This is a genomic window from Cribrihabitans neustonicus (assembly GCF_048820895.1).
GTDB classification, from domain to species: domain Bacteria; phylum Pseudomonadota; class Alphaproteobacteria; order Rhodobacterales; family Rhodobacteraceae; genus Cribrihabitans_A; species Cribrihabitans_A neustonicus.
The window spans coordinates 33,554-58,818 of record NZ_JBMERQ010000005.1 but is presented as its reverse complement, the minus strand read 5'-3'; the positions used below and the strand labels follow the sequence as shown (position 1 = coordinate 58,818).

Here is a 25,265-nt window from a genome sequence, read left to right as displayed (position 1 = left end):
GGGGCGATTCCGTGGCCGCAATCCTGACAATCACGCTCAACCCCGCTGTCGACCTCGCCACGTCGGTGGCCCGGGTGGTGGCGGGTCCAAAGCTCTATTGCGCGGCGCCCCGCGTCGACCCGGGCGGCGGCGGCGTGAACGTGGCGCGTGCGATCTGCAAGCTCGGCGGCGAGGCAATCGCCCTGGCCGCGGCGAACGGGGCGATGGGCGAGCGGCTGTTGAAGCTGCTGGCGGACGAGGGCGTCCCGGCAAAGCCCGTAGCGGCGGGCGGGGAGACCAGGCAGAGCTTTGCGGTGACTGACGAGGCCACGGGCGGGCAGTTCCGCTTCAGCGTCCCGGGCGAGGAGATGACCTCGGCGGACGCTGCGCTGCTTTTGCGCGCGATCGCGGAGGCGGCTCCGCAGGACGGATACGCGGTCCTGAGCGGCGGCGTCACCCCGGGGCTTGCGGATGATTTCCCGCAGCAGGTGCTGGCGGCGGTCGCGCCGCGCCGCTGCAAGCTGATCGTGGACACCTCCAAAGCGGCGCTGGATCATCTGCTCACCGCGCCGGCTGCGCCCTTCCACCTCCTGCGTCTGGACCGGCGGGAGGCGGAACAGGCCGCGGGCCATGCACTGAGCACCGCCGGTGACAGCCTGGCTTTCGCCGAAGCGCTGATCGCGCGCGGCGTGGCGGGGATGGTGGCGGGCGGGCGCGGCGCCGAGGGTTCGGTGCTGGCTGCCGGGGAGGGCCGCTTTTTCTGCCGCGCGCCGCGGGTGCCGGTCGTGAGCAGGATCGGCGCCGGGGACGCTTTCACCGGCGCGCTGACGCTGGCGCTGGCGCGCGGTGCGCCGCCAGGCGAGGCGCTGCGCTGGGGCGTGGCCGCCGCGGCGGCAACGGTGCAGACGGAAGGTACCGCGCTCTGCGAGCCGGACGAGGTGCAGGCGCTGCTTCCGCGCTGCGATCTGCAGAGGCTCTAGCCCCTCTCCGCCGCGGCGGCATTGCGCAGCACCTGCAGGAAACTGTCGGGGGTGACCGAGATACTGTTTATGCCGAATTCCACCAGGCGCCGGGCATAGGCGGGATCGTTGCTGGGGGCCTGGCCGCAGATGCCCACCTTCGCCCCCGCCCTGCGGGCTTCGCGGATCACCGTTTCAATCATCCACAGCACCGCCGGATCGTCCTCGCGGAACAGCTCCGCGAGCGCCTCCGAGTCGCGGTCGATACCCAGGGTCAGCTGGGTGAGGTCGTTCGACCCGATGGAGAAGCCGTCGAACCGCTCAGCAAATTCCGCGGCGCGCAGCACGTTCGAGGGGATTTCGCACATCACGTAGACCTCCAGCCCGTCCTCGCCCCGCTTCAGCCCATGCTCGTGCATCACCGCGAGCACCTTGTCGGCTTCCTCCGGGGTGCGGCAGAAGGGGATCATCACGATCACATTGCGGAAGCCCATGGCGCCGCGCAGCTGCGCAATCGCCTCGCATTCCAGCGCAAAGCCGTCGCGGTAGGCCTGTGAGTGGTAGCGCGAGGCGCCGCGGAAGCCGAGCATCGGATTCTCCTCCCCAGGCTCGAACCCGCGCCCGCCGAGAAGGCCTGCGTATTCGTTGGTCTTGAAATCGCTCATGCGGATAATCACCGGCTTCGGGTGGCAGCAGGCGGCTATCCGCGACAGGCCGCGAGCCAGGCGGTCCACGAAATAGGCTGTTTTCGGGCTGTAGCCTGCGGTCAGCTCTTCGATTGCGGCGCGGGCGCCGGGATCGCTCACCTGATCGAAGCGGGCCAGCGCCATCGGATGGACCCGCACGGCGTTGCTGATCACGAACTCCATGCGCGCCAGCCCGACGCCATCGGCCGGCAGCCGCCACCAGCGCAGCGCGGCGCCCGGGTTGGCGATGTTGAGCATAATTTCCGTCTTTGGCCGCGGCAGGTCATCAAGGCTCTCCTCGGTAACGGTGATCTCCGACAGCCCCTCGGTCACCACCCCCTGTGCGCCGCCGGCACAGGAGACAGTGACCTCCTGGCCGTCTTTCAAAACTTGGGTGGCATCGCCGCAGCCCACAACGGCCGACAGACCCAGCTCCCGGCTGATGATCGCCGCATGCGAGGTGCGGCCGCCACGGTCGGTCACGATGGCGGCGGCGCGTTTCATGACCGGCACCCAGTCCGGGTCGGTGGTGCCGGTCACAAGCACCGATCCATCGGTGAACCGGCCGATGTCCGCGGCGCTTTCGATCCTGCAAACGCGGCCAGCAACGGCGCCGCTGCCGACACTGAGCCCGGTGGCCAGAACCCGTCCCGGATCCTCGACAGAGCAGGTGGTCAGACGCCCCTCGCCCGCGCGCGCCTGCACGGTTTCAGGCCGGGCCTGAACGATGAAGATCTCCCCGCTCTCCCCGTCGCGCGCCCATTCCATGTCCATCGGCCGGCCGTAGTGCGCCTCGATCAGCTTTGCCTGCCGGGCCAGCGCCAGGATTTCGCCGTCGCTGAGCACAAACTGCGCGCGCTCGCCTGCGGGCGTGTCCACGTTGCGCGGGCTTCCGTCGTCGCCGCGGATCATCTTGACCGCCTTGCCGCCCAGGCGTTTCTCCAGGATCGGCACCAGCGCGGGGTCATCCAGGAAGGGTTTGAAGACAAGGTACTCGTCCGGGTCCACCGCCCCCTGCACCACGTTCTCGCCCAGCCCCCAGGCGGCGGTGATCAGCACCGCATCGGGAAAGCCGGTTTCGGTGTCGATCGAAAACATCACCCCGGCCCCGCCTGTTTCGGCGCGTACCATCTGCTGCACCCCGACCGACAGCGCCACCTGCATATGATTGTAACCGTGAATCTCCCGGTAGGAGATTGCCCGGCCGGTGAACAGCGAGGCATAGCACTTGCGGCAGGCGTCCAGCAGCGCCGCTCCTCCGGTCACGTTCAGGAATGTTTCCTGCTGGCCGGCAAAGCTTGCCTCGGGCAGATCCTCGGCGGTGGCACTTGATCGCACGGCCACAGCCACATCCTCTGTGCCCGCCATGGCGCTGAGCTGGCGGTAATGCTCAAGGATCGCCTCCGCCGTCTCCGGCGGCCACTCGCCCTCCCGGATCATCGTGCGGATCGTCTCCCCCGCTCGCCCGAGCGTGGTCTGCCCCGCCGCCAGCGACTGCAGCTCCGTGGCAATCCGCGGGCCCAGTCCGTTGGCGGCGAGGAAGCCGCGGTAGGCATCCGCGGTGGTGGCAAATCCGGGCGGCACGCGGATGCCTTTCGGCGCCAGTGCCCCGATCATCTCTCCCAGCGAGGCATTCTTGCCGCCGACCACGCCGGTATCGGCGCGGCGCACCCTATCGAGGCTTATGACAGGCGGGGCTGCGGGATGGTCCATCTCTGGTCTCCAGTCCTGTGCGGATGTCCCATTATGCCGAAGATCCCGCGCCCGACCGTTGATGCAGATCAGGCCGTCAGCGGCGCACCCGGGCCGCCTGATCTGCGTCAACCACGGCAGGGCGGCGGGCTGGTAGGCTCGCGGCACTGGCTGCCTCTCAGATGGAAAGGGTTTCGTGATGGAAAACGTCGAACGTCTGCTGAAGAACACGGTGGAGGAGCTCGAACGGCTCTTGAACGCCAAAAACGTCCTTGGCGATCCGATCGAGAAGGGAGCCGCTACGGTCATTCCTATCGTCAGTTATGGTTTCGGCTTTGGCGCGGGCGGGGGCGCCGGGGCGAAGGCAAATCAGGGCGCGGGTGCCGGGGCCGGGGGCGGTATCAAGCCGCTGGGAGCAATCATCATCGACGAGCGCGGCGCCCGGGTGGAATCGGTGCACGGCGCGATGACGGCGTTTGCGGAGGTTCTGGGGGAAGCGGCCGGCAAGGCCATCGAAACCGCCTCCAAGAGCCCGCAGGGGCAGGGTTGAACCATGCTGTCCGCCCTGCTGATAGGCGGGCTGGCGCTGCTGATTGGCTTCTTTGCGCTGCTGCTGTTCACGCCGCTCCACCTCGAACTGATGGTGCAAAACGAGACGTGCCTTGCTTTCAAAGCGGCCTTCCGGCCCTGCGGCGGCTTTGGCCCGCGGCTCACGCTCAGCCGGCGCGGAAGACCGGACCAGTCGGCGAAGACCAGGCGCAAACGCGGCAGGAGGCGCGGCGGCACGGGGGCCAGGCCGCTGCGGGTGGCGGCTGCGGCGCTGTGGCTGGCGGCGGAGATCTTGCGCCGGGTCCATATTTGCAAGCTGGTTGCTGAAGGCACCTTCGGGACCGGCGATCCGGCAGAGACGGGTCAGCTATTCGGTCTGCTCGCGCCGCTGATCTATGCACCCGCATGGTCCCGCAGGCTGCGGTTTGAGGTCGAGCCGGACTTTTCCCGGGCATGCTTCTCCGGCCGCGCCGAGCTGGTTCTTTCAGTGGTTCCGGTCGCGTTGCTCGGGCCGGCCGCCCGCTTCGGCTGGCGGGCATTCGGGCCGGTCTGGTGAGCTGGGTTGTGGATCAGCCCGTGCGGGCCGGCCCGCGCGCCTTTGCCGCGGTCTCGCGTGTGTGCCTGCGCCGCTCCGCCGCGGGCGGCCGCCTCGCCTGCTGCGGGGAGAAACGCCCGCTTCTGATCCTCGAGTTTGACGACGGCGCCGTGAGGGGCATCGGACTGGACGGGCGCAGCTATACCGCGCCAGAGGCAGAGGCGCTGTTCCCGCAGGCCATCGCCCGGGCACGGGAGCTGCTGGAGGAACAGGCCGCGCGCCCGGACTAACTGCTGCCGCAACGCTAAGCCGGAATCCGCCAGAAGACCGGCTTTTTACCGCCAGAGACGGGCGTCTCTTGATCTCAATTAAGGCAGGGGCGGCGGGTCCGGGGCAGAATGCGCCCACGATTCACTCGTGCGAGGAGATGAACAGATGCCAGATAGAGCGACCGGGGACGCTGCAGGGATCATTCCGGATGTCCTGGGGGCGATGCAAAACGCGATGATGCTTAACCCAATTATGAAACCGCAAGCCGAACAATTTTGGGCGGCGCAGGAGAAACTGCTGGACGAGGCCGAACTGTTTGCCCGGCATTGGTTCGAACGCCGCCACGAAGCGGCGCAGACTGCTCTGGCCGCCACCCTGACTGCCACCACTGGAAGCGGCGGCAGTCCGGCGGCCGCGATGCGTGCTCTCACCGAGTGGCAGCGCCAGTCGGCCGAACGGATCGCCGAGGATGGCCGCGAATGGGTGGGGATGGTTTCGCGCTGCGCTACCTGTATTTGCGAGACCGAGGCTGAGGCAGTTAAAGAAGCCCTCGACGAAGCGGTTGAAAGGGCCCGCGACTCGGCCAAGGCGTCAAAATCCGAACCTGTCTGACGGTCCGCGCCCGACAGGGCGGTCCAGGCCGTCCGGGACAGCCGGGCGGTGCGGCACGGGCGGGGGCAGGAAAGCCTCCGCCGCCGGTGCCGTCAGCTGGCATTTCACCCGGACATCAGCACCGGAATGCGCGCTTCATCCAGCACTTGTTCCGAGGCGTCGCCGAAGATCAGCCGGTGCAGCCGGGAATGGCCGTAGCCGCCCATCACGATGAGATCGCATTCCTGGCTCGCCGCCTCCATCAGCAGGCGGGTGCCAGTGCCATGCTCGCCTGAGTGGATGTGGCGCACCCTGGCGTGGATGCCGTGGCGCGACAGCAGCCGGGCGATCTCATGCCCTTCGGTTTCGGCCCCGGAGGGCGGGTGCTGGTTCTCGCCTATAGTCACCAGCTCCACGAATTCGGCCTGCTGCAGGAAAGGCAAACCGTCGTGCAGCGCGCGCGCCGCCTCGCGCGTGCCCTTCCAGGCGGCCAGAACCCGGGTGCCGACCGGCCGGCTGCCCCAGTCATCAGGCAGGAGCAGCAGCGGCCGGCCGCTGTTCAGCACCAGCTCCATCTGGAACCCCCGCTGATCGTAGCGCTCCTGCTCCCGGGCAGGCAGCAGCGCCAGGGCCAGATCGCAGCGCATCGCCGAGACCAGCAGTTCGTCCGCGGCTTCGGGCGAGCGCGCCGGGCGAGAGCGCCACTCCGCCTCGCAGCCGGCCTGATCGGTGGCGGCGAGAAACAGCGCCTCTATTGCCAGGTCTTCCTCGCCCACGCGCCTGTTGAACTCCCCGAGCGTGATGTCATCGGCGGCAATTGCGATGCCCGAGTATGGCACAAAAGCCTCCAGTGTGTGCAGACCTGTCAGATGCGCATCAAACCGGCGGGCCAGCGCGCAGGCGGCCGGCAGAAGATCCCGGGCCGCGGCCTGCGACGTCAGGCAGGCGAGAATTGACTTGTAACTCATCGGTTTCGGGCTCCTCCGCTTGCTGCAGGCCAACGGGGGCCGCACCGGGAAGGATAGCAGACCCGGCCGCGCCGGAGGTTGACACCGGTCAATAGCGGGGGTGCGGGGGGCTTAACGCCGGTTAATGCGTCCCGGCAGCGATGGGCGGAGGCTGGGAAAAGCGCGACTCACCCTCTGAATGACGGAGACCGAAGAATGCCCGACAAACCCGAAGACACCCGCCCCGAAGCCCCCCGAAACGAAGACACGGGCAGCCCGGAGAAGGCGCTGGCCGAACGCAGCTGGGGCCCGCTCTGGAACATCCGTGAGGAGATAGACGACCTGCTGGAGGATCTCCATTCCGGCAGCTTCTTCGCCCCGCTGCGCCCGCGCAGCCGGAGGCGGCGCAGCCCGCTGCGCTGGCCGCTGCAGGAGTTCTCCTGGAAGATGCCGGTGCTCGACGTGGTCGACAAGGAGGACGAGCTGAAGCTCACCGCGGAGTTGCCCGGCCTCTCGGAAAAGGACATCGACCTGCGCGTCGGCGACGGTACGCTGACCCTGCGCGGCGAGAAGAAACATGACCATGAGGAGGGAGACAAGGAGGGCGGCTTCTACCTCAGCGAACGGCGCTTTGGCGCCTTCGAACGGACCATAGGCATCCCGGAGGGGATCGACCGCGACAAGATCGAGGCGACCTTCAAGAACGGTGTGCTGACAGTGCGCCTGCCGAAGAAGCCGGAGGCCCGCAATCCGACCCGGAAGATCGACGTGAAGAGCGCATCCTGAGGCGCGCGGGCCGGGCGGGCCGGGCAGGCGGTTCGGGGGAGGGCCGCCTGCCTGAGCCGGCGTGAAGCGGAGACAGAGCCAATGATGGTGCAAGAGATCATGTCCGCGCCGCTGCGCTGGGTGCATCCGCAGGAAGATATCGCCACTGCGGCCTTGCAGATGCGCAGGCTCGGCGTCGGGGCTCTGGCGGTGGTCGAGGCGGAGCGCATCGTCGGCTTTGTGACCGACCGCGACCTGATCCTGGCGCTGGCCGGGCAGGAGGGCTTTCTTAGCGGAATCGCCGTCTCCAACTGCATGACGGCCCGGGTGATTTGCTGCCGGACCCGGGATTCGGTGGAGGCAGCCGCGGCGCTGATGGGCGATCACCAGATCCGCCGCTTGCCGGTACTGGATGAGAAGGGGCGTCTGGCGGGGCTGCTGTCGGTCAGCGACATTGCCGTGCATGCTTCGGAACAGCTTGCGGGTGAGGCGCTGGGGGAGATTGCCGAATTCCGTTAACCCCCCACTGGGGTGATCTCGGCGGCGAGCCGGGTAGGCTCTACGCCCGCAATCTCCGACAAGGCAGCGAGGTCCGTGATCCGGATGTCCATATGATCGGCGGTTTCCACCAGACCGTTGCGCACAAAGCGGCGCAGCGTGCGGCAGACATGCACCGCGGTAAGGCCGGTGAAGTCGCCGATATGGCGCTGCGTGAGCGGCAGGTGGAACAGGCAGTTGTCGGACAGGCCAAGCGGCCTCAGCCGCAGGCAGAGCTCAATCAGCGCATAGGCGATCCGGCTCTCCGCGCTTCCCCGCCCCAGCCGCAGCATCCGTTCCGAGAGGCGCGCCCGCCCGGCGGCATGCACCTGTTCGCTGGCCCGCGCCAAGCGGGGCGAGTCTGCCAGCATTCTGTGCCAGGCCGGCAGCGGTATGACCGAAACCAGCGCATCGGTGACCGCCTCCAGGCTCAATCCGGCGGTCTTGCCGTCCGCCGCTGTCGGGTCGGCGATGTCGCCCGGCAGGATGAAGTCGATGAGCTGCACCTCGCCATTCAGCGCGCATTTCGAGGCCGCAAGCCACCCCTCCGCCGCTACCAGCACCCAGCCGCCGTCTTCCCCGTCATGCAGGAGGATTTTCTGTGCCGGGATCTTCTGCACGTTCCGCCGCAGGCCTTCCATTGCCGGATCGCGGGCGTCGAAGGCAATCGCTCCGATGCGCAGCGCGGAGATCTTCGCCGTCTGGGCGGGGGGCGCGGGTTGCCTCGTCACTGGAGTTTTCCCTGTCAGAAAGGCCGGTACGGATGCCGGTACGGGCACCGCACGAAACCAGGACCGGCTTGGGGCAGCCCAAGCGCAGGTTGTATGAGTCAGAGTAGACGCCTGGGGCGATTCTGTCGACGGAATGCAGCGGCCCCGCCCGGATGGCCCTGGTTGCCGCCCCCCTGCGGTGGAGGCGCCGGCGGGGCTGTGCTGACAGGCCGGCGGCCGGCACGGGGCAGTTTGTGTTGCCGCACAGGCTTAATTATTATGAAATCAGAAAAATGGGCGGATTCAAAAGCGCACAATTCGGGTGTCGGGTATAAAATGGATACTGACGCACTTCGCCTCTTTGTGCTGGCAGCGGAAAAACTGAACATCAGCGCTGCCGGGCGGCAATTGGGACTGGCGCCGGCCGTGGCTGGCGCGCGGCTCGCGAAACTGGAGAACACGCTGGGCGCGGACCTGCTGCACCGCTCCACACGCAAGGTCTCACTGTCGCTCGAGGGTGCCGAGTTCCTGCCCTACGCGCGCGAGATGCTGGCGCAGGAGGACGCGGGGCGGGCTGCCCTGGGGCAGGGGAGGGCACGGCCCAGCGGCGTGCTGCGCTTTACCGCACCCAGCACCTTTGCCCAGCTCTACGTGGCGCCGCTGCTGCCGGATTTCCTGCAGGAGTTTCCCGAAATGACGCTCGACATGCGGCTCTCCGACAGCATCTTCGACCTGATCGAGGGCAGTTTCGACCTTGCCGTGCGCAACTCGCCGCTGGCCGATACCAGCTTGAAGGGCCGCAAGCTGGCGGATGACCGGCGCGTGCTGTGCGCGTCGCCGGACTACCTGGCCCGGCACGGGACGCCCGCGGTGCCCGGCGATCTTGGCCGGCACCAGCTCATCGGTTTCAGGGACCAGACCGCGCGCCCTCTGGCCGCGCCGGACGGGGCGGCCGGGGCATTCGATCCGCGTCTGGCGCAGAGCCGCCTCATCCTGGATGACGGGCTGACCCAGAAGCTGGCAACGATGGCGGGGGCAGGGATCTCGATCAACTCGCTGTGGAGCGTGCATCAGGAACTGCAGTCCGGTGCGCTGGTGCGGGTGCTGCCGGGCTACGACGTGGCCGACAAGTCGGTGCTGTGGCTGGTCTATCCCAAGGCAAATGTGCTGTCGCCAAAGGTTCGGGCGTTCATGGATTTCCTGATCAGCCGCATCGGCAAGGCGCCGGCGTGGGAAACGGGCAGCAGCAGCGCCGCATGAAGTTGGCCGCGCCCCCCTTGCGGGGAGTGCGGCCAGTGCGGGAGGTGCCCCGCCGAGGGAGGGGGCGGCCTCAGAACCAGCTGACGGTGTCTTCCATCGCCCGCCGGGTCTTGGGGAACTGCGGGTCTGCCGCGCGGTAGCCGAAGGCGAACATTACCGCAGGCTTGAAGAGTTTGGGGTCGATGCCGAAATGCGTCTCCAGCGCCGCGGTGGTTTGCTCCATGCCGAAGCCTTCGATCGGGCAGGAATCGATGCCCATCAGCGCCGCCGTGGTCATCATGTTCGCGAGCACGATATAGGCCTGTTTGCCGGCCCAGTCGGTGATTTCGCGGTCAGTGGTGATCTTGTGGTCGGTGGACTGGAACTTGCCATAAGCGCCGTTGAAGATCCCGATGACATCCTCCGGCAGCTGCTTCACGCCGCGGTAAAAGTCCTGCAGGTAATCCGAGCCCGCGGTCATCGTTTCCGCAGTGCTCGCCAGAATGATGCCAAAGTGGCTGGCGGTGCCGAGCTGGCCGGTGGTGCCGTTCATCATGCCGTTGGCGCCCCAGGAAAATTCGCGGAACAGTTCCCGCTTTTCCCGGGACTGGATCATCAGAATCTTGAATGGCTCGTGCCCGAAAGAGGTGGGTGACAGGCGGGCAGCTTCGAGAATGGTGGCGAATTCGGCCTCGCTGATCTTGCGCTCGGGGTCGAACACTTTGGTGGCGTGGCGGAAGTTGAAGGCGTCGATGATCTCGGCCTGGATGCGGGTGTTGCCGGTGAGGTCTTTCATGGGTCTGGCTCCAAATCTGATGCCGCCGATTTAGCCCGCGGCGGCGCCGCGGATTAGAAGGCAGACCACCAAAACAGAATTCGGTTTTCAGGTATTATGCGGACCGGCCGCCCGCCATGAGGCCGCACCTTCGCCCTACTGCCCGCCAGCCTGCCCGCCAGCCTGCCAGACCGGGCGGCCGCGCAGCATGCCGCTCTGCTGCGTCGCGCCCAGGCCGGTCGCCACGGTTGTGCGCAGCATTTTTGCGGCTGGCGGCATGGCCCGGTCCGGCCGACGGTGAGCCAGACAGACAGGGACGGTACGGCACTGCGGGCTGCGCATTTCGCCTCCATCTGAGGCGGCAGCATTCCGGGCCTGGTTCTGTTCATCCGCGCACCGAGCGGGTCGCGGCGGCTCGCTCGGCCGGTGTTTGCGCAAATGCGGCCGCTTTCGACCGCTTCCCTTGGCCGGGTCGCAGTCAGTGAAAGACCGGCTGCCACGTCGAGATCGGGCAGGCGGGCTTCTTCCGGACGGGGCGCCTGCCGGCAGTGTCGGGTTCTGCGTTGGTGCTGGGCGGGAAGGATTCGTGCGCGGTGAACAGCACGCCGCCCGAGAGGGACCGGTCCGGACGGACGGCGGCGGTTCTGGCCTCGCCTGGCTGTAGCCGGGATCAGAACCGCCGCTGCTGAGGCGTCAGGACAGCCAGGTGGCGTAGTCGCTGACGAGGAGGTGCAGCGGATCGGTGTCTTCCTCGATCTCGGCGAAGCGGCCGATTTTTTCGCGGAAGATGTTGTCGGTCTCGTCGTCGTTCACGGTCGAGACCTCGCCCACAAGCACGTCGCCGCCCTCGCCCCAGAAGGCGTGCCAGTCGCCGGGCATCAGCGTCACGCTTTCGCCGGGCCCGAAACGCAGCTTCTCGCCCGGGGCGTAGTCGCGCGCGATACCGTCGCACATGACGGTGCCGCCGCGGTCTTCGGCGAAGTTGCCCGCACCGTCGGAGCCGTAGAGCTCGACCACCAGTGTTGCGCCGCCGCGGTTGATGATGTCCTCGGCCTTAATGGCGTGGGTGTGCATCGGCGAAAGCTGGTCCTGCCGCGATATCAGCAGCTTTTCTGCGTAGCACATGCCGCGCCCGGCGGAGAGGTCGGACAGGCGGCCGTTGCGCAGGGTGAACAGGAACAGCCCCATCTCGTCGAAACGCCCGGCGCCGTAATCGGTGATATCCCAGCCGCAGCGGGTATCGATGACGTGGCTCGCCTCGCTGGCACGGGTGCGGAACTCGTCCGGCGTCCAGTAGGCGAACGGCGGCAGGGCAAAGCCGTGACCCCGGATCATTTCGTCCGCCGCCTGAAGGATTTCGTTAATCTTGGAGCGTTTCATGCCGCCTCCTGTGCGCGCGTGAGGAATTCGATGACCATAGCGGCGGTCCAGGTGAATCTTCCACCCCCGCAGGGCTCGCCTGTCTGGGGGTCATAGTACTCAGCAAAGCCGGAACGGCCAATGAGTTCCAGACTGTCCCGCACGATCCGGTCTGCGGTTGCGGTCTCGCCAGCGGCGCTGAGCCCGTCGGCAATCATGTAATTCACGATCAGCCAGAGCGGTCCGCGCCAATAGCGCTTGCCGTCGTAGTCGAGCGCGCCGGGGTCATGACTCGGCACCATGTAGCCTGCGCTTTCCGCAAGCTTTTCAATCCGCTGCGCAATAGCCGCGGCGCGCGCGCGCGGGACGGCGGCAAAGACCGGGAGGAGGCCGCCAACTGATGGGCTTTCGACCGGGGCCCCGGCGGCGCGGTCGAAGCAGAGGTATTGGCCGTGGTCCTCGCTCCAGAGCGTATCGAGCGCTGCCAGCCCGCGGGCGGCGAGAGCACGCGACCGCTCCGCGGCTGCGGTCTCGCCAAGCGCCTCTGCCAGTTTTGCAAGGTCAGTGCAGGAGCGGATCAGGATCGCGTTGAAGCCGGGGTCAACCACGCGGAACGGCGACGCATCGTGCAGCTTGCTATTGTCCCAGCCGAGGCCGCGGAACTGCTGCACCAGCGCGATGTAGCATTCGTATTGGGCCTGCGTCGGCCGGTGGGCGGCGTCGGCGTGCTGGAGGTCGCGGCGGCTGAAAGGGCCGACTCCTCCGGTGGCAACACGCGCGAGCGCCGCGTCCCAGTCGACCGAGTTGTCGCGGCCGGATTCCCAAGGATGGATGATGGCCACGAGGCCGGTGGCCTCGGGGTCGCGGCAGCGGAAGAACCACTCGTGCCAGGCCGCGACTTTCGGCAGCAGCGCGCGGGCCCGGGTCTCGGCGAGGGCCTTGTCTGCGGCGCGCTCAAAAAGGCGGTTGAGGGCAAAGCCGGCCACCGGCGGCTGGGTGATGCCCGAGGTCGGCACCTCGCGGCCGGTGCGCCATACATCAGGGCCGGGGAAATAGCCGTCGTCTTCGGCGTGAAAGACGATGTGCGGGACCATGCCGTCCTCCCACTGATGGCCGAACAGCGTTCCGATCTCGGTCCAGGCGCGGGCTTCGTCAAAGTGGGCAAACCCAAGCGCGGTCAGGCAGGAATCCCAGTTCCACTGGAAGGGATAAAGCCCCTTGGTGGGCACGGTGTAGGTGCCGCGGTCGTTCTCGCGCAGAATCGCCTCGGCGTCTGCGATGCGGGGGTCGGTCATGTTTCAGGTCCTTAAGCGACGGCTTTGGTGGTTTCGGGGTCGAACCAGCGCGCGCGCTCCGGCATCGGCGCGAGGCGGATCGCATCGCCGGGCTTGAGCGCCAGATCGCTGTCGAGCACGGCGCGGATGGCGGTGCCGCCGGCCTCGCAGGTGACAAGGAGATGCGCGCCGAGCGGCTCCACCAGCTTGACTTTCGCAGGCAGGCCGTGGCTGGCAAGGCGCATGTCTTCGGGGCGGATGGCGTATTGCAGCGGGCCGCGGGCGGCGGCGGGGCCGTCCACCGTCTCACCCGCAACCCGCCACTTGCCGCCGCCGGCATTCTCGGCGTGCAGGAAGTTCATCGGCGGGTTTCCGATGAAGCCGGCGACAAACGCGGCCGCGGGGTTGCGGTAGACCTCGATCGGGGAGGCCGCCTGGACGATTTCGCCCTGGTACATCACGCTGATCCGGTCGGCGAGGCTCATCGCTTCGACCTGGTCGTGCGTCACGTAGATCGCGGTGGTTTTGCTTTCGGCCAGCACACCCTTGAGTTCGGCGCGCATTTCGAGCCGGAGGAGCGCGTCGAGGTTCGACAAGGGCTCGTCCATCAGGATCACATCGGGCTCCATCGCCAGCGCGCGCGCCACCGCAACCCGCTGGCGCTGGCCGCCGGACAGCTCGCCCGAGTAGCGCTTCAGCAGCTGCTCGATGTGCATCAGTTCGGCGCAGCGTTGCACGCGGCGTTTCACCTCGGCGTCTGGCAGTTTCTGCATCCGCAGGCCAAAGCCGATGTTTTCGAAAACCGTCAGGTGCGGGAATACCGCATAGTTCTGGAATACCATCGCGATGCCGCGGTCCTTGGGCGGCAGGTGGTCGACCCGGCGCCCGCCGATCCACACTTCCCCGGTGGTCGCGGTGTCGAGCCCGGCCACGATGCGCAGGAGCGTGGTCTTTCCGCAGCCCGAGGCGCCCAGCAGCACCATGAACTCGCGGTCGCTGATGGTCAGGTTGATGTCGTGCAGCGCCTGGTAGGACCCGAAGCGCTTGGCGACGTTCTTGATCTGAATCTCGGCCATTGATCTGTCTCCCTAGAGCCGCGCCCGCCTCAGCGGTTCGCGATGCCCCACATGGCAAAGAGGTATTTGCGCACGGCGAAGATGAAGATCAGCGCCGGCACGACGAGGATGAAGCCGCCCGCGAATTTCAGGTGCATCGGCGATTCCGCGAGGGTCTGCAGCAGGAAGGCGGGCAGGGTGCGGTTCTCGATGGTCAGCACCGCCGCCGCGAAGACCTCGTTCCAGGAAATCACGAAGGCGAAGATCGCCGACGCGGTGATGCCCGGCAGGATTAGCGGCAGCACGACCTTGGTAAAGGCGGTGAAGCGGGTGCAGCCCAGAGTCCAGGCTGCCTCCTCCAGCTCAACCGGGATGCCGGAGAACAAGGAGAATGTGATGAGCACCGCAAAGGGGATCGCCAGCGTGGTATGCACCAGCGCAAGGCCCAGGGCGGTGTCGTCGAGCCCGGTGCGGATAAACAGAACCGCGAGCGGCAGTGCCAGCAGCGGCAGCGGGAAGGCCCGCGTCAGCAGGATCAGCAGCCGGAACAGCTCCTTGCCGCGGAACTCGAACCGCGACAGCGCGTAGCCCGCGGGCGCGCCGATGCTGATCGAGATCACCATTGTCAGCGCCGCCACCAGCAGCGAGTTCTTCAGTGCCGTCAGCATCCCCTGGAAGCCCGCGAAAAACTGTAGCGAGCCGAGATCGAACTCCGGAAGGAAGGGCTTGGGGAAGCTGTTCACCGTCTCGGGCGAGGACAGCGTGTTCACCAGCAAGAGGTACAGCGGCACCAGCACCCAGGCGCACAGGAGCGCAACGGACGCTCCGTAGAGGAAGTTGCCCGCCTTCCGGGTGCTGGCCGCGGCGCGCGCGGAAAGGGTTGCATCGGTCATATCGTGGCACCTTTCGGAACGCGCAGGGCGCGCAGGATAAGCAAGGTGAAGGCGAGCGAGATGGCCAGAACGATGAGCGCGAGCGCCGCCGCGTTGCCTGCATTCTGCAGGTCGAACTGGTAGGCGTAGATCTCGCCCATCAGCACCGGGAACAGCGTGCCGCCAAGGGCCGCGACCACCGCAAAGACCTCGAAGGCCAGCACCACCCGCAGGATCAGGGCGGTCTGCAAGGACGGCCGCAAGAGCGGCAGCGTGACCTTGAGAAAGCGCTGCCAGGGCGATGCGCCGAAGACCTCCGCCGCCTCGTAGTATTCCTTGGGGATGAGTCCGATCCCCGCGACGATGATCACGAGCATGATCGCTGTGGCGCGCCAGATCTCCGCCAGCATGATTGCCACGAAGACCATCACCGGGTTCTGGTAGGACAGGAAGTTGACCGGCCCGCTGGCCACGCCGAGCCCCGCCATCATCGAGTTCAGGAAACCCGACTGCTCGAAGATCGCGAGCCAGATGATGCCGGCGGCAAGGTCCGAGATGCCAAGCGGTATGGTCCAGACATAGAGCACCAGATCGCGGCCTTTTTGCATCCGGTTGACCATCGTTGCCATCAGCAGCGAGAGGGCAAGCTGGACCGGCACCACCAGCAGCGCGAGCAGGAAGGTGTTGCGCATCGAGATCGGGAACTTCCAGTAGCTCACCACGTCGCGGAAGTTGTCCAGCGTGAAGCCGCCGCCGCCGGTGAAGGCCTGCTGCGCTACCAGCACGAAGGGGTAGAGAAAAAAGACGCAGAGAAATAGCGTCACCGGCAGGATCAGCAGATAGGGGAGCAGTCGGGCATGCATCGGATCGCTCCTTTCCGGGTGCATTCAGACACCCTGGCGAGGCACAAGGAAGGGCGGTGTCCGGGCGGCAGCCGCCCGGATTTGCAGGGTATCAGGCGACGGCTGTCATTCGACCGGACAAGCGCCTTCGGAGGGGGCATCAGGCGCCCAGCATGGCGCGCCGGTTTCCTCCATGATACGCTGGAGCGTGGCCTTCTGATCCTCAAGCACCGCTTCAATCGGCTGGCCCGCGAGGATTATGCGCTCGAAGGTGTCGTTGTAGACCCGGCTGAAGTCGCCGCTCTTCTCGCCGAGGCCGGAGGGCAGCAGGCCGGGGTTGGCGTCTGCCGCGCCCGACATCCTGGCGATGGCATCGCCGGCCGCCTTGACCGCGGGCGGCAGATCATCGGGCAGTTCGGCGTTGATCACCGGGAAGAACGAGGTCGCGCGCAGTGTTGCGATTTGCGCCTCGGGTGACAGCATATACTCGATCAGCGCGCGGGCCGCGGCCTTGTCCGGCGCGGTCTCGGGGATCGCCATGCCCGCCAGCACCGGCATAAAGCCGCGCCCGGCCGGGCCGGCGGGCGCCGGAAACGCTACAAAGTCATCGGGCCGCTCATTGAAAGCCTGCGCCAGCCGCGAAGTGTGGTCAAAAACGATCCAGGCGTCACCGGAGAGCAGCTGTTCCTGCATGAAGGCGAAGTTGGTGGACGCCGGGTTGGTATGCTCCCACAGCTCGCGGAACTTTTCCCACGCGGTCACGGCCTCGGGCGAGGCGAAGGTGCGCACCACGCCATTGGTGTAAGAGGGGTAGAGATAGCCCTGGAAGAACCGGTGCTTGAGCCCCTTCGGCCCGGCCGGGAAGCCGAATTTGGGTGAACCTTCACCCTCGTGAACCGCCGCTGCCCATTCAATAAGCTGGTCGTAGGTCAGAGCGTTGATATCGGCACCCTCAGGCAAGTATTCGAGCGCCTGCCTGTTCGCCGCCATAATGTAGCTTGCCTGCATCCAGGGCACATACTGCATGGTGCCGGTGCCAAGTTTGGCGAGGCTCGCGAAAGTCTCGCTGGACACCTCTGCGCCGATCCCGTCGAGGTCCACCAGTTTATCAGGGTCCATGGCCGAGAAGTTCCCGTGCAGAGCACCCAGCACGCCGATCGCGCCGGAGCCTGCCTGCTCCTCCGCCTGCAGGCGGGTCAGCCACGGCCCTTCCTCGTTGGGTTGGTAGTCGACACCGGCTGCGAAGCCCGAGAGCACCTCCTGGCGCATCGCCTGCGCCTCCTCGGCGGGCCGCGCCTGAGTTGACCAGAAGAGCACTTCAGCATGCGCAGCGGACACGCCGCAAAGCATCGCTATGCCGGAGGCCGCTGCGGCCAGATTCGTTCGTAGAGTCATGTTCCCCTCCCAGAGACATTGGGCCGGTGCTTCCCGAACCCGCTCGCAAGACATCCGAGGTGCTCCGTCCTCCGCGGCGAACCTCGGTCGCCGGGGCGGCCGCGGACACGCGACTCATCCCGCCGATGAGAAAATAAGATACATCGTTATACCTATTGTCAATGCTCGCGAATGGCGTCCCACCCCGGAACATTTGTGGCAATCGCCACTCCAGGGGCTGATTTGCGCTTGAAGTGCCTTCTACTTCGCGCAATTCTCTATAACGTTATACCAAACCGGGGAACTGCATGAAAACCAAACCCACGCTGGGCACGGTCGCCAAGGCAGCGGGGGTCTCGGTACCGACCGTCAGCCAGGTCATGCGCGGCACAGGGCGCATTTCCGAGGAGACGCGCGCCAAGGTCCTGCGCGCGGCGAAGACGCTGCACTACGTGCCGGACTCGCGTGCGGCGTCAATGCGGTCGGGCGAGCGGCGGGAGATCGGCTTTGTCATCAACAGGCTGGCAAACCCGTTTAACGCCGAAGTCCTCAGCGGCGCGGTCGATTTGCTGGAAGCCGAGGGCTATCTGGTGTCTTTGCTGGATGGCCAGGACGACGCCGGGCGGCAGTTCCGCCATATCGAAGCCTTCATCCGCCATGGCCGCGGCGGGCTGCTCTGGGTCCCGGCGGCCGGCACGCCGGCCGCGACCTTCGACCTGATCGCGGCCCACGCCATCCCGACGGTCACCTTCCTGCGCCCGGCTGGGGGAAATTTCGACTACGTCGGCATCCGCAACGCCGAGGCGACCTTTGAGGCGGTGCAGCATCTTGCCCAGCTCGGCCACACCCGGATTGCCTACCTCGGCGGCACCGACATGGCGCATGTCCGGAAGAGCCGTATCGAAGGGTATGCCGCGGCGCTGGAGGCGCTAAATCTCGCGCCCCCGGTGATCTGGCAATCGCCAGACGGCCGCCGCGAGGGCATGGAGGCGATGTCGGCGCTGCGCGCGGCTCATCCGGAGGTGACGGCGGTGGTTTGCAACGGCGACATGGTAGCGCTTGGCGCCTGCCTTGCGCTCACGAAATCCGGCCTGACACCGGGGCGGGAGGTTTCGGTGGTGGGGTTCGATGACATCGACGATGCCGCCCTTGCGATCCCGCCGCTGACCACGATGGCTGTTTCCCCCGTGCGCTTGGGGCGCAAGCTGGCGCGGGTACTGCTCGACCGCATCGGCGACCCGGAGGCGCCGCCCAGCGTCACCGAGGTCTCCGCTGCCCTGACCATCCGCGCCACGACGGGCCCGCCAAACCGGCACTAGCCGAAGGTGAACGCCGGAGCCTCGAACGGCACCGCCGCTCAGACGCGCTTTACTGCGGAGGCCGGGGCGGATTACGGGCCACAGCAGCACAGGTCGGAGGGAATGGGCGCGGCTGTCTTTCGATTTAAAGGCCCCGATTGTCAGACAGGAGGTTCCTATAAGGGCGGAGGGAGCCACGCCGCTGCAATGGCGGGGAATCGGGGAGGCGCGCTTGGGAGAAGCTCACAGCGTGCTATCGGTACATAGCTGCGTAATGCGCATTATGTAATGTAAAGCTGCTGCATCGGCCTATGGATGAACTTGAGCTGGTGCCGCCTCCGCTTCCGCTGCGTCATATCCGGACCCGCCGCAGCCGCAGCGCGTTCACCACCACCGACACCGACGAGGCGCTCATCGCGAAGGCGGCGAACATCGGGCTGATCAGGATGCCGAAGGCCGGATACAGCAGCCCTGCCGCAACCGGAACGCCGGCCGCGTTGTAGATCATCGCAAAGAACAGGTTCTGGCGGATATTGCGCATAGTGGCGCGCGCCAGCCGGCGGGCCCGCACGATGCCGTCCAAGTCGCCCTTCACAAGGGTGAGGCCTGCGCTTTCGATGGCCACATCGGCGCCGGTACCCATGGCGATGCCAACATCGGCCTGGGCCAGCGCCGGCGCATCATTGACCCCGTCGCCGGCCATCGCAACCCTGCGTCCCTGCCCCTGAAGCTCCTTAACGATGCGGGCTTTGTCCTGCGGCAGGACGCCGGCGCGGATCTCGTCGATCCCGAGCGGGCCGGCGACGGCGCGGGCGGTCCGTTCGTTGTCGCCGGTCGCCATGATGATCCGGAAGCCGAGATCGTGCAGCGCCTGCAGGGCCGCGGGCGTCGTCTCCTTCACTGGATCGGCCACCGCCACCAGTCCGGCCACAGCCCCGTCCACCACAACGAACATCACGGTTTCGCCCTGGTCGCGGCGGGCATCCGCCTTGGCCTCCAGCTCCGTGGCGTCGAGCCCCAGATCCTGAACCAGCCGTAAATTTCCGAGCGCCACCGGGCGCCCTTCCACCCGCCCCTTGACTCCCTTTCCGGTGACCGCTTCGAAGTCCGCGGCCTCGCCCAACTCCGTGGCCCGTTCCCGCGCGCCGGCCACGATCGCCTCGGCCAACGGGTGTTCGGAGCCCTTTTCCAGTGTTGCTGCGAGGCGCAAGACTTCGGCTTCCGCGTGGCCGGGTTCGGGCAGCACTGCCACCAGCCGCGGTTTGCCCTCGGTCAGGGTGCCGGTCTTGTCGACGATCAGCATATCCACCTTCTCGAACCGCTCCAGCGCCTCGGCGTTCTTGATCAGCACTCCGGCCTGGGCCCCGCGCCCAGTGGCCGTCATAATCGAGAGCGGCGTCGCCAGACCCAGCGCACAGGGGCAGGCAATGATCAGCACCGCAACGGCCGAGACCAGCCCATAACTCAGCGCTGGCACCGGTCCCCACAGCGCCCAGGCAATGAAGGCGAGCACCGCAACCGCGATCACCGCGGGCACGAACCAGCCGGCCACTTTGTCGGCGTATTTCTGGATCGGCGCCCGGCTTTTCTGTGCGCTGGCCACCATCTCGACGATTTGCGACAGCAGCGTATCCGCCCCCACGCGGGTGGCTTCGATGATCAGCGAGCCGGTGCCATTTATGGTCGCGCCCGTAACCGGATCGCCCGCGGTTTTTTCTACCGGCACCGGCTCTCCTGAAATCATGCTTTCATCGACTGAGGAGCGCCCCTCCAGCACCAGCCCGTCCACCGGCACCTTGTCGCCAGGCCGCACCCGGAGGCGGTCGCCCAGATGCACCTCTTCCAGCGGGATTTCCTCCTCCTGGCCGTCCGGGCGGATCACCAGCGCGGTCTTGGCAGCCATGTCCAGAAGCGCCCGGATCGCCTGGCCGGTGCCCTCCCGCGCGCGCAGCTCCATCACCTGGCCAAGCAGCACCAGGGTCACGATCACTGCTGCCGCCTCGAAATAGACACCGACGTGGCCTTCGGCATCGCGGAAGCCCGCCGGGAAGATCCCCGGGGCCAAAACCGCCGCCACGCTGAACAGCCATGCGGCCATCACCCCCATGGCAATCAGGCTGAACATATTGAGGTTCAGGGTCCGGAAGGAGTGCCAGCCGCGCACCAGGAACGGCCAGCCGCACCACAGTACCACAGGGGTGCCGAGAACCAGCTCGATCCACTGCGCCGCGCGTTCGCCGAAGAGGCCGCGCACGCCTTCGAGTCCGAGCATGGGGCCCATTGTCATAAGCAGCAGCGGCAGGGTGAGGATCGCGCCCGCCCAGAAGCGACGGGTGAAATCCACGAGTTCCGGGTTCGGTCCCTCCGCGGCCGCCGAACCGGCCTCCAGTTCCAGCCCCATTCCGCAGAGCGGGCAGGCGCCTGGCTCCGCCTGCCGCACCTCGGGGTGCATCGGGCAGGTATAGACCGGCCCGTCCCAGCCCGCAGGCACGGTGTCATAGGCGCCCGCCGCCGCCGCGGGTTCCGCAGCGTGAAACCGATGGCCCGCGTGATGAGTACCACCATCCCCGCCCGCAGCGCCTTCTGGCACCAGGTGCATCCCGCATACGGGACAATCCCCGGGCGCCGGCGCACGTACCTCCGGGTGCATCGGGCAGGTGTAGAGGGTACCGGCAGCCGTTCCCGCGCGCCCTCCGCTGTCAAGGTCGTTCATGAGATTACCCTCCCGTACGAAGAATGCCGAAGCCCCTTCAGTCTGCTGGCGGGTGCGGACTATGCCCTTTGGGCGCCCAAGCGCGCTGTGCCACGCCCGGAAATCCCGCTTCCCAAACGGGCGATGATGAAGGGTGTTGACAGTATCCCATCAATGGCCGCTTTCGAGAAGCATTAGAAATTCAGTGCCCGACCCCCGGTGGCGCAGCACGGCCAGCCAATCGGAATGCAAGGCGTTGCGCGGCAGGCAGATTGAGCGTCCAAGACCGCGCAAATGGCTTTGCGGCGCGCTCACAGGTTAGCGGGTGCAGGCAGCGGAATTCCAGAAGATGCGCCTTGGGAATTGTACCGGTCTGTCGCAACTCAAGAGGCTGCGACAGGGGATTACAATATTCACCAGGCAGAGCTGCGGGAGATCACTCTGCCGCGCTGCGGGCCTCGTCGACCAGCTGCTGCAGCTGGCTCTGTTCGGCCAGGCCCGGCGCCAGGCTGTCGCCGATCACGAAGGAGGGCGTGCCGTTGAAGCCGAGCGCGCCCGCGAGCTCCATCGAGGTGGCGATGTGCTCTTCCACCTCGGGCGCTTCCATGTCGCGGCGCAGCTGTTCTGTATCGAGGCCAACTTCCTGCGCGGCGCGCATAACCGTCGCTTCGCTGGCGCGGCCATCCATGCCCATCAGCGCCCAGTGAAACGCTTCGTACTTACCCTGCTTGCGCGCCGCCAGCGCCGCCCGCGCGGCAAACACCGAGCCTTCGCCCAATATCGGCCATTCGCGGTAGACCACGCGGACATTTTCGTCTTCCTCAATCAACCCCTGCACATGCGGCATCGCGCGGCGGCAATAAGGGCAGTTGTAGTCGAAAAACTCCACTACCGTGACATCGCCCTCCGGATTGCCCAGAACCGGTGCGTTTGCATCGCGCTCCAGCATGTCCCGGTTCTCTGCCAGCACGCTTTGCACCGCGGCATCCTGGGCTGCCGCTTCGCTGCGCTGCAGCTTCTCGACCGCCTGCATGATGATCTCGGGCCGCTCCATGATGGCTTCATAGACCAGTTGCTTGATCTCTTCCTCGCTCAGTTCCGCTGCGGGGGCGAGCGTTGGCAGGGCCGCCAGGCTCAGGGCGAGGGCTGCGCGTTTCATCGGGATCATAGGTGTGTTCCTTCCTGCACGGCTTGCGCCGCAGTTCTTTCCGCCCGTATCCGCCGGATCTTCTCCGGCCGGGCGGGTGTTATGAAAGTTCGGATGCCGCGGATTCCGGCATTGCTGATCTGTCCGCCTCACGCCTGCACCCGCAGCCATGTCATCATACCCGAGGCCGCGTGGGACAGCATATGGCAATGGAGCGCCCAGTCGCCCGGGTTGTCGGCAGTAAAGGCGATCTCCTGCGTTTCACCTGCCAAGCTTAGCACTGTGTCGCGCAGCGGCCCCAATGTTCCGTCTGGCGCAACAGTGCGGAAATGCATCCCGTGCAGATGCATCGCATGCGGGAAGGCAGTGGCGTTGCGTATGCTCAGCCGGATTGTCTCGCCTCTGGCGATGGTGGCCAGAGGCGTGTCTGCCATGCCGACCACCCCGTTGAAAGCCCAGAACTGGTTGGCCTGCGCCATCTGCCGGAAGCTGGCTTTTTCGCCGTCCTTCACGGCAGTGCGCAAGGAGCCCATGGCGCCGCCCTCCATGTCGAGACGCAGAACCCGCGCGTCCGCCAGTCCCGTCACCGCCATTTTCGGGTTGGGCGGCAGCGGTCCGGGCGCGGAGCGGCGGGCGGCGCTGGCGGTGCCGCGCACCGGAAAGGCCGCCTGGGCATAGCCGCCATCGCGGTCTGCCCGGACCAGAAACGCCTCCTCGCCATCATCCGCGGTGACATCGGCGATCAGGTCGGCCCGCTGGCCCGGGCCAAGCACGAGAGGACCGGACAGAGGCTGCGGCTCGGCCAGCGGCATCCCGTCAAGCGCAACGGTCCAGCCTTCCAGCCCGGCCAGCCCCAGCGAAAATATCCGCGCGTTTGCGGCATTGATCAGCCGCAGCCGCAACCGCTGGTGGCGCTTTACACCGAGCGACCAGGAAGGCTGGCCGCTGGTAGCAACGAAATTGCCCATCCGCCCGGCGTGCGAGCGGTCATGCGGGGCGTCGAACACCGGATCGACCTGCCCGGTCTTTGGGTCCAGACGCCAATCGTCGAGCACCAGAACGGCTTCGGCGTCCACGTCCGGCGGCGCGGCTTCCTCGACGATCAGCGGGCCGTGCAGCCCGCGGGCGACCTGCTCGGCCGAGCGGTTGTGCGCGTGATACCAGAAGGTGCCCGCGTCCTGTGCCGAGAAGTCATAATCGAAGCTGCCGCCGGGCGGCACAGGGTCTTGGGTGAGGCCCGCCACGCCGTCCATTGTGTTGGCGGCCCGGATGCCGTGCCAATGCACCGTACTGGCTTGGGGCAAAGCGTTGACGAAGCGCCTCTGCACCCGGCCGCCCTGCGGCACCCGGATCTCCACGCCCGGCGTGCGGCCGCCGTAGCTCCAAATGCGGGTTTCGGGATAGTCCGGCGGCAGCAGCTGAAAGTCGGCCTCAGCCGCGCGCAGCTCTTCAATACCGGTCAGAGCTGCCCTGCCCTGGCCCGGCAGTCCGGCCGCGAGCGCCGCGGCGCCCGCCGCTCCGAAAAATTTCCGCCGTGAAAGCATTGCTTCCCCCTCGTTCAGAACGCGGGCCGCCGGCAGCGGCCCGCCACCCGTTCAGCCGCCGGCCGCCGGGTCCATCAGATAGGCCGCCATCGCGCGGCGGTCCTCGTCGGTCAGGAAGGCGGTGCCCTGGAACACCACCTCTCCCATCGAACCGCCCATTGCATCGCCAGATGGGGTCAGGCCGGTCTTCAGCCCATAGGCCAAAGCGTCCGCGTCCCAGCCCTTTTCCCGCAGGCTCGCCGGATCTATTGGCGGAGCCTTGGAACCGCCCGGCAGGCGGTCGTTGCCTTTGAAGCGCAACTCCGGAACCCGCGCCCCGGCCAGATTGCGGCCGGTGTGGCAGGCAGCACAATGGGCCGCGCCCTCGACCAGCGCGCGGCCGCGGTTCCACTGCTCGCTCTTCCCCGGCACCGGCCCGGTTTCCGGCGGTTCCAGGAAAGCCGCCCGCCACAGCTTCAGGCCCCAGCGCTGGTCGAACGGGAAGCTGGTGTCATGCGGCCGGTCCGGCTCTGCCACCGGCGGCACGGTCTGGAACGCAGCCCAGAGATCGGCGATGTCCTGATCCGTGAAGTTGGCGTAAAACGGATAAGTGAAGGTGGGATAGTAGGGCTCCCCCGACGGCGAGATCCCCTGACGCACCGCGCGGGCGAAATCCTTCTGCGTCCAGCCACCGATCCCATACCCGGGATCGGTGGTCAGGTTGGGCGGGTAGAAGGTCCCGAAATCGGTTGCGAGAGGAGCACCGCCGGCCAGCGGCTTGCCGCCGCCCTCGGTGTCCGTGTGGCAGGCGATGCAGCCGCTGGCGCGGGCCAGATACGCCCCGCGCGCCACATCGCCTTCCAGTTCGGGCAAGTCGGGCTCTTCCCCGATCGGCCAGGCCGCAAGCGCGGCGATCACCGACCCGCCGAAGACGGCAGCCGCTGCCGCTCCGGTCAAGATCCAGCGCATGTCACTTGGCCTCGGCGCGGAATTTGGAGTGGCAGGCCGAACAGGTCTGGCTGAGCATCGTAAACACGCCGTCGGCCGGCATTTCCGCAAGCTCGTCACGGCCCAGTGTCTCGTGCATGTTGGCGCCGCCCATCATCGCGGAACCTCCTCCCATCATTGAAGACCCGCCCATCATTGAAGACCCGCTCATCATGCCGGTGCCGGCCATCATGTCAGAGCTGCTGTGCGAGCCGGCCATCATCAGGCCGTTGTCCGCAGCCAGAGCCAGCCCCTCCGAAAGCGTGTGCAGCTGTTCCGCGAGCGCACTGAATTCGTCCCAGTTGCTCCAAATCCCAGGCTTGGCCTCGGATGGCATCCCATGCGTTCCCTCCGGGAACAGGTCCGTCATGGATTTTCCAGCGTGGCGGCCGATCCGTTCGGCGGCGGTGCGCACCGCGTCCGCATCATAAGCCGCCTTGCCCTGCATCATCGGGGTCAGCGCCTTCATCGCCTTGCCCATGTCCGACATCCCGTCCATGCGTTCCTTGACGATACCGGTCGCCCCGCCGTGCGCCCATACCGCGCCTGCAGCAGTTCCAGCCACCAGGGCCGCGATAGCGATTTGCTTGAGTTTCATTCTGCTTGTC

24 protein-coding genes are annotated in these 25,265 nt (G+C 66.9%); 9 read left to right on the top strand and 15 right to left on the bottom strand.

Annotation, left to right across the window (positions count from 1 at the left end):
- Positions 1–11 precede the first annotated feature (11 nt).
- Entirely contained in the window at positions 12–959 is a 948-nt protein-coding gene (locus ACOHWE_RS12770) for a 1-phosphofructokinase family hexose kinase (protein WP_420666875.1), read from the top strand.
- Here the strand turns inward: ACOHWE_RS12770 and ppsA are convergent.
- Complete coding sequence (gene ppsA, locus ACOHWE_RS12765; protein ID WP_420666873.1) at positions 956–3,337, bottom strand: phosphoenolpyruvate synthase; 2,382 nt, start codon at positions 3,335–3,337, stop codon at positions 956–958. The two genes, ACOHWE_RS12770 and ppsA, sit on opposite strands and share 4 nt — an antisense overlap.
- 178 nt (positions 3,338–3,515) lie before the next feature.
- On the opposite strand from ppsA, the gene ACOHWE_RS12760 reads away from it, so the two are divergent.
- The 4 genes from ACOHWE_RS12760 to ACOHWE_RS12745 all read left to right on the top strand — a co-directional run bounded on the left by ACOHWE_RS12760 (position 3,516) and on the right by ACOHWE_RS12745 (position 5,282).
- Entirely contained in the window at positions 3,516–3,866 is a 351-nt protein-coding gene (locus tag ACOHWE_RS12760; RefSeq protein WP_420666871.1) for a spore germination protein GerW family protein, read from the top strand.
- 3 nt (positions 3,867–3,869) lie between these two features.
- On the top strand, positions 3,870–4,421 hold the full coding sequence (locus ACOHWE_RS12755) for a DUF2953 domain-containing protein (RefSeq protein WP_420666870.1): 552 nt from the start codon (positions 3,870–3,872) through the stop codon (positions 4,419–4,421).
- A complete protein-coding gene (locus ACOHWE_RS12750; protein ID WP_420666868.1) occupies positions 4,418–4,690 on the top strand; it encodes a hypothetical protein in 273 nt (90 codons plus the stop codon). The genes ACOHWE_RS12755 and ACOHWE_RS12750 overlap by 4 nt, the downstream gene beginning before the upstream one ends.
- 145 nt (positions 4,691–4,835) lie before the next feature.
- Positions 4,836–5,282 carry a hypothetical protein gene (locus ACOHWE_RS12745; RefSeq protein WP_420666866.1) on the top strand — a complete coding sequence of 149 codons (447 nt, stop codon included), beginning with the start codon at positions 4,836–4,838 and terminating at the stop codon, positions 5,280–5,282.
- Positions 5,283–5,386: 104 nt separating this feature from the next.
- On the opposite strand, the gene ACOHWE_RS12740 is transcribed toward ACOHWE_RS12745, so the two are convergent.
- Positions 5,387–6,229, bottom strand: a complete 843-nt coding sequence (locus tag ACOHWE_RS12740) for a universal stress protein (RefSeq protein ID WP_420666864.1) — start codon at positions 6,227–6,229, stop codon at positions 5,387–5,389.
- 195 nt (positions 6,230–6,424) lie between these two features.
- Here ACOHWE_RS12740 and ACOHWE_RS12735 point away from each other — a divergent pair, with 195 nt between their 5' ends.
- Both ACOHWE_RS12735 and ACOHWE_RS12730 read left to right on the top strand, forming a co-directional pair.
- Positions 6,425–6,994 carry an Hsp20/alpha crystallin family protein gene (locus ACOHWE_RS12735; RefSeq protein ID WP_420666863.1) on the top strand — a complete coding sequence of 190 codons (570 nt, stop codon included), beginning with the start codon at positions 6,425–6,427 and terminating at the stop codon, positions 6,992–6,994.
- Positions 6,995–7,075: 81 nt separating this feature from the next.
- On the top strand, positions 7,076–7,492 hold the full coding sequence (locus ACOHWE_RS12730) for a CBS domain-containing protein (protein WP_420666862.1): 417 nt from the start codon (positions 7,076–7,078) through the stop codon (positions 7,490–7,492).
- On the opposite strand, the gene ACOHWE_RS12725 is transcribed toward ACOHWE_RS12730, so the two are convergent.
- Positions 7,489–8,241: a Crp/Fnr family transcriptional regulator gene (locus ACOHWE_RS12725; protein ID WP_420666861.1), complete on the bottom strand. Its 753-nt coding sequence runs from the start codon at positions 8,239–8,241 to the stop codon at positions 7,489–7,491. The two genes, ACOHWE_RS12730 and ACOHWE_RS12725, sit on opposite strands and share 4 nt — an antisense overlap.
- Positions 8,242–8,556: 315 nt before the next feature.
- Between ACOHWE_RS12725 and ACOHWE_RS12720 the strand changes: the two genes are divergently transcribed.
- A complete protein-coding gene (locus ACOHWE_RS12720) occupies positions 8,557–9,480 on the top strand; it encodes a LysR family transcriptional regulator (RefSeq protein ID WP_420666860.1) in 924 nt (307 codons plus the stop codon).
- A 70-nt stretch (positions 9,481–9,550) separates the two neighbouring features.
- Here the strand turns inward: ACOHWE_RS12720 and ACOHWE_RS12715 are convergent, their stop codons facing one another.
- The 7 genes from ACOHWE_RS12715 to ACOHWE_RS12685 all read right to left on the bottom strand — a co-directional run bounded on the left by ACOHWE_RS12715 (position 9,551) and on the right by ACOHWE_RS12685 (position 17,031).
- Positions 9,551–10,255 carry an NAD(P)H-dependent oxidoreductase gene (locus ACOHWE_RS12715; protein WP_420666859.1) on the bottom strand — a complete coding sequence of 235 codons (705 nt, stop codon included), beginning with the start codon at positions 10,253–10,255 and terminating at the stop codon, positions 9,551–9,553.
- A 672-nt stretch (positions 10,256–10,927) separates the two neighbouring features.
- The gene (locus ACOHWE_RS12710; protein ID WP_420666858.1) at positions 10,928–11,614 is read right to left on the bottom strand and encodes a D-lyxose/D-mannose family sugar isomerase; all 687 of its coding nucleotides are present in this window, start codon (positions 11,612–11,614) and stop codon (positions 10,928–10,930) included.
- Positions 11,611–12,888: an MGH1-like glycoside hydrolase domain-containing protein gene (locus ACOHWE_RS12705; RefSeq protein WP_420666856.1), complete on the bottom strand. Its 1,278-nt coding sequence runs from the start codon at positions 12,886–12,888 to the stop codon at positions 11,611–11,613. The genes ACOHWE_RS12710 and ACOHWE_RS12705 overlap by 4 nt, the downstream gene beginning before the upstream one ends.
- Before the next feature lie 11 nt (positions 12,889–12,899).
- Positions 12,900–13,943: an ABC transporter ATP-binding protein gene (locus ACOHWE_RS12700; RefSeq protein WP_420666854.1), complete on the bottom strand. Its 1,044-nt coding sequence runs from the start codon at positions 13,941–13,943 to the stop codon at positions 12,900–12,902.
- A gap of 29 nt (positions 13,944–13,972) precedes the next feature.
- Positions 13,973–14,815 (bottom strand): carbohydrate ABC transporter permease, encoded by an 843-nt coding sequence (locus tag ACOHWE_RS12695; protein WP_420666853.1) that lies wholly within the window; start codon positions 14,813–14,815, stop codon positions 13,973–13,975.
- Positions 14,812–15,657: a carbohydrate ABC transporter permease gene (locus tag ACOHWE_RS12690; RefSeq protein WP_420666851.1), complete on the bottom strand. Its 846-nt coding sequence runs from the start codon at positions 15,655–15,657 to the stop codon at positions 14,812–14,814. The genes ACOHWE_RS12695 and ACOHWE_RS12690 overlap by 4 nt, the downstream gene beginning before the upstream one ends.
- Positions 15,658–15,762: 105 nt before the next feature.
- Positions 15,763–17,031 carry an ABC transporter substrate-binding protein gene (locus ACOHWE_RS12685; protein ID WP_420666850.1) on the bottom strand — a complete coding sequence of 423 codons (1,269 nt, stop codon included), beginning with the start codon at positions 17,029–17,031 and terminating at the stop codon, positions 15,763–15,765.
- A 287-nt stretch (positions 17,032–17,318) separates the two neighbouring features.
- Here ACOHWE_RS12685 and ACOHWE_RS12680 point away from each other — a divergent pair, with 287 nt between their 5' ends.
- Positions 17,319–18,329: a LacI family DNA-binding transcriptional regulator gene (locus ACOHWE_RS12680; protein WP_420666849.1), complete on the top strand. Its 1,011-nt coding sequence runs from the start codon at positions 17,319–17,321 to the stop codon at positions 18,327–18,329.
- 331 nt (positions 18,330–18,660) lie between these two features.
- Here ACOHWE_RS12680 and ACOHWE_RS12675 read toward each other — a convergent pair whose 3' ends face one another.
- The 5 genes from ACOHWE_RS12675 to ACOHWE_RS12655 all read right to left on the bottom strand — a co-directional run bounded on the left by ACOHWE_RS12675 (position 18,661) and on the right by ACOHWE_RS12655 (position 25,255).
- Positions 18,661–20,958, bottom strand: coding sequence for a copper-transporting P-type ATPase (locus ACOHWE_RS12675; RefSeq protein WP_420667114.1), 2,298 nt, complete (start codon positions 20,956–20,958; stop codon positions 18,661–18,663).
- Positions 20,959–21,436: 478 nt separating this feature from the next.
- A complete protein-coding gene (locus ACOHWE_RS12670) occupies positions 21,437–22,159 on the bottom strand; it encodes a DsbA family protein (RefSeq protein ID WP_420666847.1) in 723 nt (240 codons plus the stop codon).
- Between the two features lie 137 nt (positions 22,160–22,296).
- On the bottom strand, positions 22,297–23,691 hold the full coding sequence (locus ACOHWE_RS12665; protein WP_420666846.1) for a multicopper oxidase family protein: 1,395 nt from the start codon (positions 23,689–23,691) through the stop codon (positions 22,297–22,299).
- 51 nt (positions 23,692–23,742) lie between these two features.
- Positions 23,743–24,639 carry a c-type cytochrome gene (locus ACOHWE_RS12660; RefSeq protein ID WP_420666845.1) on the bottom strand — a complete coding sequence of 299 codons (897 nt, stop codon included), beginning with the start codon at positions 24,637–24,639 and terminating at the stop codon, positions 23,743–23,745.
- 1 nt (position 24,640) lies between these two features.
- Positions 24,641–25,255, bottom strand: coding sequence for a c-type cytochrome (locus ACOHWE_RS12655; protein ID WP_420666844.1), 615 nt, complete (start codon positions 25,253–25,255; stop codon positions 24,641–24,643).
- Positions 25,256–25,265: the final 10 nt, after the last annotated feature.